Here is a 12,805-nt window from a genome sequence, read left to right as displayed (position 1 = left end):
TGCACCTCGCCTGTCGATGAGGTTCCGCGAGTGTGCTGCTTTGTAGTCTCCAACTCATGACACGCATGATCGAAGGAATCGCCGGACTCAAAGAGCTCGTCGGAGAGCACCTCGGCTACTCGCCCTACACCACCGTCACCCAGGAGCAGGTGCAGCTGTTCGCCGACGCCACCGGCGACCAGCAGTGGATCCACGTCGACGTCGAGCGAGCCAAGTCCGGCCCGTTCGGCGGCCCGATCGCCCACGGCTACCTCACGCTCTCGCTCGGCCCGATGCTCTCGCCGCAGATCTTCGCGGTCACCGGTATCGCCATGGGTGTCAACTACGGCGCCGGCAAGATCCGCTTCCCGTCGCCCGTCCCGGTCGGCTCGAACGTGCGCCTCGGCGTCACCCTCAAAGCCGTCGACGACATCGACGGTGGCGCACAGGTGACGCAAGAGTTCGTTTTCGAGGTCGAAGGCGCATCGAAGCCGTCGTGCGTCGCCGAAGTCATCTTCCGCTACTACGAGTGATCGGCTGAAGCGCCGTGACCGACACGACCGAACTCGGCCTCGCCGAGGTACTCGAAGCGATCTCCGACACCCGTCCAGACCAGGAATGCCTGGTGTTCGGCGATCGGCGGTTCACCTGGGCACAGGTGACCGAACGGACACGGCGCTTGGCCAACCACCTCCTCGGTGAAGGACTCGGCTGCCACACCGAGCGATCCGAACTGCCCGGCCACGTGTCGGGACAAGACCATCTCGCGATCTACCTCCACAACGGCAACGAGTACCTCGAAGCGATGCTCGGCACCGTCAAGGCCCGCGTCGCATCGCTCAACGTCAACTACCGCTACGTCGCCGAAGAACTCCGGTATCTGCTCACCGACTCGAACGCCGCGGCCGTCATCGTGCACTCGGCGTTCGCACCGACGCTCGCCGAAGTCCTTCCCGACCTGCCGAACCTGAAGGTCATCCTCCAGGTCGCCGACAGCAGCGGCAACGACCTCCTGCCCGGCGCCGTCTGGTACGAAGACGCACTCGCCGCAGCATCGGCCGACCGACCCGACGTCGAGTGGAGCCCCGACGACCTCTACATGCTCTACACCGGCGGGACCACCGGCATGCCCAAGGGCGTCATGTGGCGCAACGGCGACGCAATGCGCGCCTGCTTCGGCGGCTCCCCCACCGCCACCACGATCGACGAGTTCCTCGCCGAAGCCAACACCGGACTCAAAGCGCTCATCGGGCCGCCCTTCATGCACGGCGCCGGTCACTGGATTGCCTTTCGCACCTGGCTCGGCGGCGGCACCGTCCACGTCCCCTCGGTGCCCGAACACCTCGACCCCGCCGACGTGTGGTCGACGATCGAACGCGAGAAACTCTCGTTCCTGCTCATCGTCGGCGACGCATTCGCCCGACCACTGCTCGACGAACTCGACCGCACCACCTACGACCTCTCGTCGCTCGCCATCATCCTCTCCGGCGGAGCGGCACTCTCGGCGCCACTCAAACGCGAGTTCATCACGCACGTACCGCACCTCATGGTGATCGACGGCCTCGGCTCGTCCGAAGCGGGCGGACAGGTCTCGCACGTCTCCACCGCCGACGGCGCCTCGACCGGCACCTTCGAGATGACCGACGGCAACGTCATCCTCTCCGAAGACCTCGACGCCACCCTCGAACCCGGCCACGACGGACTCGGCTGGCTCGCCAAGACCGGACGCCTCGCGCTCGGCTACCTCGGCGACGAAGCCAAGACCGCCCGCACCTACCCCGTCGTCGACGGCGTTCGCTACGCCGTACCCGGCGACCGCGCCCGCCTCCTCCCCGGCGGCGCAACCGGCGCCGGCATCGTCGAACTCCACGGCCGCGACTCCGTCACCATCAACTCCGGCGGCGAGAAGATCTTCGCCGAAGAAGTCGAAGCCGCCGTCAAAGCCCACCCCGCGATCTACGACTGCATCGTCGCCGGACGACCGAGCGAACGCTGGGGCAAGGAAGTCGTCGCCGTCGTCCGCATCCGCGACGGCCACGACGTCACCGACGACGACCTCCTCACCGAAGCCGCCGAACACATCGCCCGCTACAAGCTTCCCAAATCCATCGTCCGAGTCGACGAGATCGTCCGCAGCCCCAGCGGCAAAGCCGACTACCGCTGGGCCGCCTCACTGGTCGCTGCACCCACCTCGTAGATCGCCACCTCACTGCGGTGAGCAGCGAGCCAGGCTTGCTCGCTGGCGCTCACGGCGCCGGCCGGCAGGCGCAACATCCTTCGCTGCACCCACCTCGTCGGTCGCCACCTCACTGCGGTGAGCAGCGAGCCAGGCTTGCTCGCTGGCGCTCACTGCGCCGGCCGGCCGTTACTCGGCTGGACGCTTCTCGCCGAAGGCCTTCCCCCTCTCGTTTCTCGACCTGGTTATTTTCATCCGGGATGGAAATAACCAGGTCGGGGGGCTGGGTGGGGTGGAAATTGCGGCATTGGTTCGGGGTCGTCATCTAGGGTCTGAGCAGGACTTCGGATACCGAAGCACAACACGACGCAGTGTGAACCTCACATGCAAGAAAGGCGGACCTCATGGGCCTCTTCGACAAGATCAAAGGCGAACTCGTCGACATCATCGAGTGGATGGACGACTCGCGTTCCACCCTCGCCTGGCGCTTCCCGCGCTACCAGAACGAGATCAAGAACGGCGCACAACTCATCGTGCGCGAAGGCCAGAAAGCCGTCTTCGTCTACCGCGGAGCGCTCGCCGACCAGTTCGAACCCGGTCACTATGAGCTGAAGTCCGAGAACCTCCCCATCCTCTCGACCCTCCAAGGCTGGAAACACGGCTTCGACAGCCCGTTCCGCAGCGAGGTCTACTTCATCAACACCCGCCCCGTCACCGACATCCGGTGGGGCACCCCGCAACCCGTCACCGTTCGCGACCCCGACTTCAAGATGGTCCAGGTCCGCGCCAACGGCCTCTGCGTCGTCAAGATCGAAGACGTCGAGATCTTCCTCAAGGAAGTCATCGGCACCGACTCCGCCGTCGAAGCCGACGAGATCACCGAACTGCTCCGCCGCGTCATCTCCATGGCGTTCTCCGACATGGTCATGGAGACCGGCCTCGGCGCCATCGACCTGCAAGGCCAACAGGTCGCACTGTCGGGCAAGCTCCGCGAGTTCGTCGAAGAGCGCGTCGACGACGAGTTCGGACTCGCCATCCCCGACATCACCATGAACATCTCGTTGCCCGACGAGATCACCCAGGCGATGACACGAGGCGTCGCCAAGGGCGTCGAAGCGTCCGGCTTCGTCGAGAACGTCGACCTCAACAAGTACCAGCAGGCGCAAGCCGCCGACGCGATGCTCGCCGCCGCCGAGAACGAAGGCGGCTCCGTCATGGGCGACATGATGCAGATGGGCATGGGCGTCGCCATGGCCGGACAGATGGCCAACCAGATGGGCGGGATGGGACAGCAGGCACCGCAACAGGCCGCACCCGCCGCCGCACCCGGTGGCGCTCCCCCGCCGCTGCCCGGACAGCGCATGTTCCACGTCGACCACGGCGGCAACGCCGGCGGCCCGTACAACATGGCCCAGATGCAGTCCGGCATCCAGGGCGGACAGGTCACCGGCCAGACCCTCGTCTGGGCCGAAGGCATGGCCGGATGGGCGCCGGCCCAGACCGTCCCCGAACTCCAGGCGATGTTCTCCGCCCCGCCGCCGATGCCGCCCACCTCGCCGACGCCGCCCCCGGTGCCGCCGACACCGCCGACGGAGTGACGCAGTGAGCGACGCACCGCAACCACCACCTCCCCCCGACCCGAACGCCTCGGCACCCCCGCCGCTCCCCGACCCCGGAGCCCAGGCGGCGCCCCCGGCCGACGACGCCAGCGGGGCCTTCGACCCCGCCGAAGCGCTCCGCAAGGGCTCCGAGCAACACTCGATGGCGCTCAAGCACGAGACGCAGGCCTCGCGCACCTATCCGTGCGAAGCGTGCGGCGGCGAACTCCACTTCGACATCCCGACCCAGATGCTCAAGTGCCAGCACTGCGGCAACACCCACGAACTCGTCGACGTCGACGGCGACGTCAAAGAGCGCGACCTGCGCGAAGCGCTCGCCCTCGTGCGGCAGGGCAAGATGCAGCGCTCCGCCAACTTCCTCACCGACGAGAAGGAGATCGTCTGCCAGAACTGCGGTGGACACACCACGTTCACCGGCAGCCTCACGGCGAACAAGTGCCCGTACTGCGCCACGCCGATCCAACGTGACGACGTCCACGCCGCTCCCGAACGACTCCCCGTCGACGCGGTGCTCCCCTTCTCCGTCGACCAGAAGTCGGCCGAAGACCTCATCGACAAGTGGATCAACGGCCGCTGGTTCGCCCCGTCGGAGTTCAAGACCTACAACCGCACCGGTTCGTTCCAGAGCGTCTACATGGCGTACTTCACGTACGACGCCGACACCCAGACCCACTACTCCGGACAACGCGGCATCACCCGCACCCGCACGGTCGGCCACGGCGACAACCGCCGCACCGAGACCTACACCACCTGGCATCACGTCAGCGGCGTCGTCGGCAACGTGTTCGACGACATCCCCATCCTCGCCAACACGGGGTTCGAGAAGAAGCGCATCGACAAACTCGAGCCCTGGCCGACCGAAACGGCCAAGCCGTACTCCGCCGAGTTCGCCGCCGGTCACCTCGCCCGCACCTACGACCACGACGTCGAAGAATGCCTCGGCGAAGCAACCTCCATCATGGAGAACGACATCCGCGCCACCGTGCGACGCGACATCGGCGGCGATCAGCAACGCATCTCGTCGATGAACATCAACTGGCGCGAGATGACCTACAAGCACATGCTGCTGCCGCTCTGGCTGCTCACCGTGATCTACGACGGCCGACCGTTCCAGGTGTACATCAACGGTGTCACCGGCGAAGTCCACGGCGCTCGCCCGTACAGCAAGGTCAAGATCATCACCGCCATCGCGCTCGCACTGTTGGTGGTGATCCTGATCGCCGTTGCCGTCAGTGCTGCCGGAGGAGGCGACTCACCGTGATCACCACGCTGCTCGTCATCGCCGTCGTGGCCGTGGTCGGCTTCGGCGTCGCGCTCGCCGTCCGGTCGAAACAGGAGTTCTCGAAACAGAACGAAGTCGTCCCCGGCCGGAAGTCGCCGGCGCCGGCGAGTTGGGCCGGCGCTCACAGCCGTGAAGCCAAGCTGCATCGACGGCTCGGCGACGCGGTCAAGGGAGCCCGCCAAAACCCTCGCTTCGTCGAACTCGGACTGGCGGCACAGATGAACTCCATCGAAGCCGAAGCCCTGGCCATCGACGAACGACTCGTCGCTGCCGCCTCGCTGCCCGCCGCACACCGCGATGCGGCGATCGACCCGCTCGAAGCACACGTCGACGAACTCGAAGCCACCATCGCCACGATGATCACCGGTATCACCGTCGCCGACTCGAAAGAGTTGCTCGAACAAGCGGTGTCGGCCGCCGACATCCGTCTCGAAGCACTCGCCAAGGCACGCGCCGAGATCGAACAGGTCGATCGAGCCGCATCTGGTGTCGTCGACCCACCGCCGATGCCGGCACCCGATCCCGACGACCAACCGGGTACGGCGACCGCCTGACCGGCATATCCTCGACGCGTGGCCTCTTCCGACACGCCCGCACCCGCCTCCCGTCGCTGGGACACCGAACAACTTCCCGAAGGCGAGGAGAAGGTCGCGGCGGTGCGCGACATGTTCGACGCGATCGCGCCGAAGTACGACCGCCTGAACCGGATCATCTCGTTCCGGCTCGACGTTCGCTGGCGCAAGAAGGCGATCAAGCAACTCGCACTCCCGGCCGGATCGACCGTGCTCGACCTCGCCAGCGGCACCGGTGACCTCTGCATCGACCTCGCCGCAGCGGGCCTGCGCCCGTTCTCGATGGACCTCAGCTACGGCATGCTCGCGGCCGACCGCTCGGGCGTGCCTCGGGTGCAGACCGACATCTTGAAGTTGCCGGTCCCCGACGCCTCGGTCGACGGCGTCACCTGCGGCTTCGCCCTCCGCAACCTGCTCGACCTCGACGTGTTCTTCCACGAGCTCGCCCGCGTGGTCGAGCCCGGTGGACGCATCGCACTCCTCGACGTGAGCACGCCGCCCAACCGTGTGCTGCGCTTCGGCAACAACATCTACTTCGGCAAGATCGTGCCCAAGATCGGCGCCGCGCTCTCCGACGGGGCTGCCTACAGCTACCTCCCCAAGAGCGTGGCCTACCTGCCCGAGCCGGCCGAACTGGTCGCGATGCTGCACCGTGCCGGCTTCGCCGACGCCACCCATCAACAGCTGACCGGCGGACTCACCCAACTCATGGTCGGCACCCGCTCCTGACGTGCGAGCGATCACCCGCCCCCTCTCAGCGTTCGTCGACCATCTCCCCGACCTCAACGACGTCGCCGGCGGCGACGGCATGCTCTTCGTGCGTGACGGCGTCGGCCTCGCTGCTCGTGGCGTCGCTGCTCGGGTCGCCATCGACGACGCCGTCGACCTGCTCGCCTCGATCGACCACGACTCCACGGTCGACGACGCGGCGCCGCTGGCCCTCGGCAACGTACCGTTCATTCCCGGTGCCGACGGTTCGCTGATCGTTCCCGAGGTGGTCGTCGTCAAACGCCACGACCAGGCGTGGGTCACGGCGATCGACGGAGCCGACGTGGCGACAGCGCTCGCCGCCAGACCCGACCCGCTGCCGAGCAGTGCCTCGTGGGCCATCGAGTCGATCGTCGACGAGGAGGTCTACCTCCGCGCCGTCACAGCGGCACGTGACGCCGTGCGCGGAGGCGAACTGACCAAAGCCGTCATCGCCCGACCGATTCGCGTGTCGTCGACGACGCCGATCGACGTGCACGCGGTGATCCGTCGTCTCAAGGCGTCGTTCGGATCGAGCTACCGGTACTCGATCGACGGGTTCGTGGGAGCGTCGCCCGAACTCCTCGTCGAGGTCGACGGCGCGGTCGTCCGGTCACACCCGCTGGCCGGCACCACTCGTCGTTCGGGCGACGTCGACACCGACCGCCGACTGGCCGAAGAATTGCAAGCCAGCGAGAAGAACCAGATCGAGCACCGGGTCGTCATCGACGACGTGCACGACCGACTGCTGCCCTGGGCCAGCTATCTCGACTGGGAGCCGGAGCCGTCGATCGTCAAGGTCGCCAACGTCCAACACCTCGGCACCCGGATGGAAGGCATGCTCTCGCAGCCGGGCCCCACCGTCGTCGAACTCGTGCGGGCCCTGTGCCCGACGCCGGCGCTCGGCGGACACCCTCGCGACGCGGCGATCGAGTTGATCCGATCGGTCGAGGGGTTCGAGCGCGGTCGCTACGGCGGCACCGTCGGGTGGGTCGATGCAAACGGCGACGGCACCTGGGCGGTCGCCATTCGCTGCGCCGAGTTCTCCGACGACCGACGGTCGGCCCGCCTCGTCGCGGGCGGCGGCATCGTCGCCGACTCGGAGCCGCTCGCCGAACTCGCCGAGACCCAGGCCAAGTTCCAAGCGATGCTCTCCGCCATCGTCCGCCCGTGAAGCAAGTTGGTGGCATCGCTCCGGGAGCGTTGTCACCAACTTCAGTCGAGGGCGGCGGTCGCCGCAGCGTGCAGCGCGGCGTGGACCTCGACGTTGGCGGCGCGGTCGCTGGGCACCCGGCAGACCCACGGGCCCCGCTGAGTCATCTGCGCAGCGAGTTCGTCGCGGCTGGTCGCCGTGACCGTCGCGAGGCCGTGAGCGGCCGCGACCGCGAGGACGTCGCTACCGAGCGGCGTGCCGAACAACTGCTCGAAGCGGCCGTGGTCGAGGGCCGTGGCCTGCGGCAGAAACGAGAAGATGCCGCCGCCGTCGTTGTCGACCACGACGACCCGCAGATCGGCCGGGCGAGTTGCGAGTGCGACCAGCGCGTTCGAGTCGTGGACGAACGCGAAATCTCCGATGAGGACGAATTCGGGCCGACCCGACTCGAGCGCCCGCCCGACCGCGGTCGACATCACACCGTCGATGCCGTTGGCCCCGCGATTGCAGTGACAACGTGCCTGCCGACCGCCGAACCATTCGAGGTCGCGCACCGGCATCGACGACGCCACCGTGAGCCCGGCGTCGGCGGGAAGGTGATCGGCAACACACCGTGCGACCCCCGGCTCGCTGAGCGTCGATTCGGTCGTGAGCGCCTGGGCGATCGCTGCGCCGGCTCGCTCGTCGGCGCGCCGCCAGCGGGTGAGCCAGGTCGTGCCCGTGGCCCCGGTGGGTGCGGCATCGAGCAGCGTGGCCATCGAGCACACCGCGCTGACGTTGTGGTCGGGGTCGATACGACCCGGTCCGCCGACCTGCACCATGGTGATGCCGTCGCGACCGCTCCACTGTGCCAGCACCTTCGAACTGGCTGGTCGACCGACTCGAACGATCACGTCGGGAGCGTGGTCGGCGGCGAAGCGCTCGTGGCGCAGCAACGCATCGGCCGTGCTGATCGCGCCGTCGAGGTGGCGCATCGCCGACATCGCATCGGCGATGATCGGCCACTGCGTCATCTGGTGGAGCCTGGCGACGTCGTCGGGATCGACGCCGCTCGCTCCCCCGACCAGGATGACGCCACGCTGTCGATCGAAATCGGCCGGGGCCGCGTGGGATTCGAGGGTCGGCTCGGGCGTACTGGGAGCGGTCATCGGATCGGGCAGCGCCAAGGGTGTGCCGACCAGCGGCTCGCGGAACGGCAGGTTGAGCTGCACGGGTCCCGCCTGGGCGTGCAGCCACGCCTGACCGGCGAGCGGACGCCAGGAGTCGAACGACGCCGCGACCGGTACGTCGGGGTCGTGGAACCAGCGAACGTGCGAGCCGTACAACTCGATCTGGTCGATCGTCTGCGGAGCGCCGACGTTGCGGAGTTCCTCGGGGCGGTCGGCGGTGAGCACGATCATCGGTACGGCCGACAGCCCGGCCTCGACCACCGCCGGGAAGAAGTTGGCCGCCGCCGTTCCGCTGGTGCACAGCAGGAGTGCGGGTGAACCGCCGAGGCCGAGTCCGAGGGCCACGAAACCGGCGACCCGCTCGTCGTGGACGACGTGGATCGCGATCTCGGAACGAGCTGCGAGTGCCAACGCCATCGGTGTCGAGCGAGATCCTGGAGCGACCACCGCATGTCGCACGCCGAGCCGCAGCCACTCGTCGACCAGCGTGGCGCAGAACGTCGCCTGCACGTCGGGAGCGGGCGCCGAGGCCAGTGCCTCACTGGTGTGTGGTGTTCGGTCGACCATCAACCGGTGACACTAGGGCTCTACCCTGGTCTTCATGACAACGAGCGAGACATCCTCTTCGACGCCCGCGACGGCCCGCCCGGTCGTCACGGTCGACATCTTCTCTGATGTCGTCTGCCCGTGGTGCTACATCGGCAAGCGGCGATTCGAGAAGGGGCTCGAACTCGCCCGCGCCGACGGAGACCTCGGCGTCGATTTCGCAGTCACGTTCAAGCCGTACCAGCTCGACCCGCGAGCCGCTCCGGGCGTGGCCGGGCCGGTCTCCGAGGCCTATGCCAAGAAGTTCGGCGGACCCGAGAAGGCCGCCGAGATCCTCGACCATCTCACGAAGACCGCGGCGGGCGACGGACTCGAGTTCCGGATGGACCTCGCCCAGCGCGCCAACACGCTGCTCGCCCACCGCCTGATCTGGCGCGCCGGGCTCCCCGACTCCCCCGTCACCCAGGATGCGATGAAAGAACGACTCCTGCGTGCGTACTTCATGGAAGGCGTGCACATCGGGAACGCACAGGCGCTCGCCGACACGGTCGCCGACCTCGGTCTCGACCCGGACGAGACCCTCGCATTTCTCGAGACCGACGACGGTGCCGACGACGTGTCGGCCGAGCTGAAGCACGGCTACGAGAACGGCATCACGGCGGTGCCCACGTTCGTCTTCAACGACTCGTGGGCCGTTCCTGGAGCCCAGGACCCCGAGACCTTCGCGAAGGTGCTCGAGAAGCTCGCCAATGCTGCGCTGGAAGCGGCAGCCGATTGACCGTCGCGCTGGCCCACGGCTTCACGCAGACCGCGCGGAGTTGGCACCGCATCGAGGAGTTGCTCACCGACCGGGTCGACACCGAGACCGTGGCGGTCGACCTGCCCGGACACGGCGCCGCGAGCGCGGTGCGCACCGATCTGTGGGGTGCCGCCGACCACCTCGTCGATGCGGCCGGCACTGCGACCTACGTCGGGTACTCGATGGGCGGCCGGGTGGCGCTCCACGCCGCGTTGGCGCACCCGACGAAGGTACGACGACTGGTGCTCATCGGAGCGACCGCCGGCATCGACGACCCGGCCGAGCGTGCTGCTCGACGCGCAGCCGACGAGCAACTGGCCCGCCGCATCGAGACCGAGCCGCTCGGTGACTTCATCGATTCCTGGCTCACCAATCCGCTGTTCGCCGGTCTCCCCGCCGAGGCCGCACAGCGCGACGACCGCCTCCGCAACACGCCGGCAGGTCTCGCCAGCAGCCTGCGGCTGTGCGGGACGGGCACCCAGGAACCTCTCTGGCAACGGCTCGGCGAGATCACGGTGCCGACGCTGGTTCTCGCGGGCGAGCACGACGCGAAGTTTCGGGCGCTCGGTGAACGCCTCGCCGACGGCCTCGCCGACTCCCGGTTGTGCGTGATCGGCGGCAGCGGCCACAGCGTGCATCTCGAGCAGCCGGAGGCGACGGTCGACGCGATCGTCGGGTTCATCGGCCGCTCCTGAAACGGCGGGCGCCCGGCGTCAGGAACTGATGGCCAAGCCGACCGTGGCGGCGAATCCGAACGCCAACTGGAGCTTGCCGGTGGCGCCGAGCACCGGGATCAGCGCTGGCCCGGTCGCTCCCCCGAGCACCGCCTTCGACGGAGCGAACGCGAGTGGTGCAGCGGCGAAGCCCAGCAGCGCCCACGGACGCTCGAACGCCGCGACGGCGAGGAGCGCGAACGAGGCGACGACGAGCAGCACGTAGAACCACCGAGTTCGAGCGTCGCCGAGGCGGACCGCCAACGTCTGCTTGCCGACCTCGCGGTCGGTCGGGATGTCACGCAGGTTGTTGATGACGAGCAGCGCACAGGCGAGCGAACCCGCCGCGCTGCCCATCGCGATCGACAACCACGTGATCGTCTCGGTCGCTGCGAACGTCGTACCGACCGTGGCGACCAGGCCGAAGAACACGAAGACGAAGATCTCGCCGAGCCCGAGGTAGCCGTACGGCTTGGGCCCGCCGGTGTAGAACCAGCCGGCAGCGATCGCCGCAGCACCGACCGCGAGCAGCCACAGCGAGGTCGACACCGCCACCGCCAGCCCGGCGACCGCGGCCACGCCGAAGGCGGCCATCGCCGCCATCTTGACCTGCTTGGCCGGGGCGAGACCGCTCGCCACGAGACGCTGCGGACCCACGCGGACGTCGTCGGTGCCACGGATGCCGTCGCTGTAGTCGTTGGCGTAGTTCACCCCCACCTGCAGGGCGAGGCTGACGATCAGCGCCAGCGCCACGCGCCACCACACGACCCCGACGTGATCGGCCGACACGACGACGCCGTCACCGCTCCACCAGCCGAGCTCTCGCGGGGTTCCGAGCCCACAGGCGGCGCCGAGCGCCACGGGTACGACGGCTGCGGGCAGCGTGCGGAGCCGAGCTCCGATCATCCAACGATTCATCTGTGCGCCATGATGGGGGCGATGGCGGCACCACGGCAACTTCGAGCGGAGAACCGATGCCCCGCCTGATCGCCCTCGACCGTCCGGGAGGCCCGGAGTTCGTCACCGATCTCCTCCGGATCTGGGACGCCGGCGACGCCGCGTGTCCGATCGATCAGCGGTTGCCGGACGAGGCGAAGCGTCGTCTCATGGCGGCGCTGCGAGTGGGCGACGAGGTCGAGTCCGGTGACGCGCTGGTCGTGGCCACCAGCGGCTCGACCGGTGAGCCCAAGGGCGTCGTACTCACGCACGACGCCGTCGCCGCGTCGGCCGAGGCGACGAGTCGACGGCTCGCCGTGACCGACGACGATCACTGGCTCGCCTGCCTGCCGCTCGCACACGTCGGCGGACTGTCGGTGGTCACCCGAGCGTTGCACACCGGCACCGATCTCACCGTGCTGCCCGGATTCGATGCCACAGCAATCATGGCGAGCGAGGCGACGCTGGTGTCACTGGTCGCCACCACGCTTCCCCGCGTCGATGCGACGACGTTCCGCACGATCGTGCTCGGCGGGAGCCGCCCTCCGGCCGATCGACCACCGAACTCCGTCACCACCTACGGGCTCACCGAGACCGGCAGCGGCGTCGTGTACGACGGCGTCCCACTCGACGGCGTGGAGGTCGCCATCGCCGAGCCGGAGCGCGTGGGCACCGACGGCGAGATCCTGCTGCGCGGGCCGATGCTTCTGCGCACCTACCGGCACGGCGTCGACCCGAAGACCGACGACGGCTGGCTTCCGACCGGCGACCTCGGCCGCTGGCTCCCCGATGGCCGCTTGCACGTCGTGGGCCGGCGTGGCGACATGATCATCACCGGCGGCGAGAACGTGTGGCCCGAGGCGGTCGAAGCGGCGCTCGCCGACCACCCACAGGTCGCCGACGTGATGGTCCGCGGCATACCCGACGACGAGTGGGGCCACCTCGTCGAAGCGGTCGTGGTGCCGCGAAGCCAGGCTCCGACACTCGACGCGCTGCGCGCCCACGTCAAAGCCGAGCACCCGGCCTTCATGGCGCCGCGCCGCCTCGTCGTCGTCGACGAACTGCCGCGTACGGCGCTGGGCAAACTCCGCCGATCGAGCTGACGCTCGTCGAC

The 12,805-nt window shown here is 68.3% G+C and carries 12 protein-coding genes; 10 read left to right on the top strand and 2 right to left on the bottom strand.

Annotated features, from left to right (window positions below; translation table 11 throughout):
• Window positions 1-65: 65 nt before the first annotated feature.
• The 7 genes from YM304_RS12065 to YM304_RS12035 all read left to right on the top strand — a co-directional run bounded on the left by YM304_RS12065 (window position 66) and on the right by YM304_RS12035 (window position 7,549).
• Complete coding sequence (locus YM304_RS12065; protein WP_015441970.1) at window positions 66-512, top strand: MaoC family dehydratase; 447 nt, start codon at window positions 66-68, stop codon at window positions 510-512.
• 14 nt (window positions 513-526) lie between these two features.
• The gene (locus YM304_RS12060) at window positions 527-2,176 is read left to right on the top strand and encodes an acyl-CoA synthetase (protein WP_015441969.1); all 1,650 of its coding nucleotides are present in this window, start codon (window positions 527-529) and stop codon (window positions 2,174-2,176) included.
• A 383-nt stretch (window positions 2,177-2,559) separates the two neighbouring features.
• Entirely contained in the window at window positions 2,560-3,753 is a 1,194-nt protein-coding gene (locus YM304_RS12055) for an SPFH domain-containing protein (RefSeq protein WP_015441967.1), read from the top strand.
• Window positions 3,754-3,757: 4 nt separating this feature from the next.
• A complete protein-coding gene (locus tag YM304_RS12050) occupies window positions 3,758-5,035 on the top strand; it encodes a hypothetical protein (protein WP_015441966.1) in 1,278 nt (425 codons plus the stop codon).
• A complete protein-coding gene (locus YM304_RS12045) occupies window positions 5,032-5,610 on the top strand; it encodes a hypothetical protein (protein ID WP_015441965.1) in 579 nt (192 codons plus the stop codon). The genes YM304_RS12050 and YM304_RS12045 overlap by 4 nt, the downstream gene beginning before the upstream one ends.
• Before the next feature lie 18 nt (window positions 5,611-5,628).
• Entirely contained in the window at window positions 5,629-6,357 is a 729-nt protein-coding gene (locus tag YM304_RS12040) for a ubiquinone/menaquinone biosynthesis methyltransferase (protein ID WP_015441964.1), read from the top strand.
• Window position 6,358: 1 nt separating this feature from the next.
• Window positions 6,359-7,549: an isochorismate synthase gene (locus tag YM304_RS12035; protein ID WP_015441963.1), complete on the top strand. Its 1,191-nt coding sequence runs from the start codon at window positions 6,359-6,361 to the stop codon at window positions 7,547-7,549.
• 41 nt (window positions 7,550-7,590) lie between these two features.
• Here YM304_RS12035 and menD read toward each other — a convergent pair whose 3' ends face one another.
• Window positions 7,591-9,264 carry a 2-succinyl-5-enolpyruvyl-6-hydroxy-3-cyclohexene-1-carboxylic-acid synthase gene (menD, locus tag YM304_RS12030; protein ID WP_015441962.1) on the bottom strand — a complete coding sequence of 558 codons (1,674 nt, stop codon included), beginning with the start codon at window positions 9,262-9,264 and terminating at the stop codon, window positions 7,591-7,593.
• Window positions 9,265-9,298: 34 nt separating this feature from the next.
• Here menD and YM304_RS12025 point away from each other — a divergent pair, with 34 nt between their 5' ends.
• Both YM304_RS12025 and YM304_RS12020 read left to right on the top strand, forming a co-directional pair.
• Complete coding sequence (locus tag YM304_RS12025) at window positions 9,299-10,021, top strand: DsbA family oxidoreductase (protein WP_015441961.1); 723 nt, start codon at window positions 9,299-9,301, stop codon at window positions 10,019-10,021.
• A complete protein-coding gene (locus YM304_RS12020) occupies window positions 10,018-10,737 on the top strand; it encodes an alpha/beta fold hydrolase (protein ID WP_015441960.1) in 720 nt (239 codons plus the stop codon). The genes YM304_RS12025 and YM304_RS12020 overlap by 4 nt, the downstream gene beginning before the upstream one ends.
• An 18-nt stretch (window positions 10,738-10,755) precedes the next feature.
• Here YM304_RS12020 and YM304_RS12015 read toward each other — a convergent pair whose 3' ends face one another.
• Complete coding sequence (locus YM304_RS12015) at window positions 10,756-11,712, bottom strand: 1,4-dihydroxy-2-naphthoate polyprenyltransferase (protein WP_269448320.1); 957 nt, start codon at window positions 11,710-11,712, stop codon at window positions 10,756-10,758.
• Between the two features lie 17 nt (window positions 11,713-11,729).
• On the opposite strand from YM304_RS12015, the gene YM304_RS12010 reads away from it, so the two are divergent.
• A complete protein-coding gene (locus tag YM304_RS12010; RefSeq protein WP_015441958.1) occupies window positions 11,730-12,794 on the top strand; it encodes a class I adenylate-forming enzyme family protein in 1,065 nt (354 codons plus the stop codon).
• Window positions 12,795-12,805: the final 11 nt, after the last annotated feature.

Source organism: Ilumatobacter coccineus YM16-304 (assembly GCF_000348785.1).
Taxonomy (GTDB): Bacteria; Actinomycetota; Acidimicrobiia; order Acidimicrobiales; family Ilumatobacteraceae; genus Ilumatobacter_A; species Ilumatobacter_A coccineus.
Note: the sequence above shows the minus strand (reverse complement) of the source record. Positions and strands in the feature narration are given on the sequence as shown.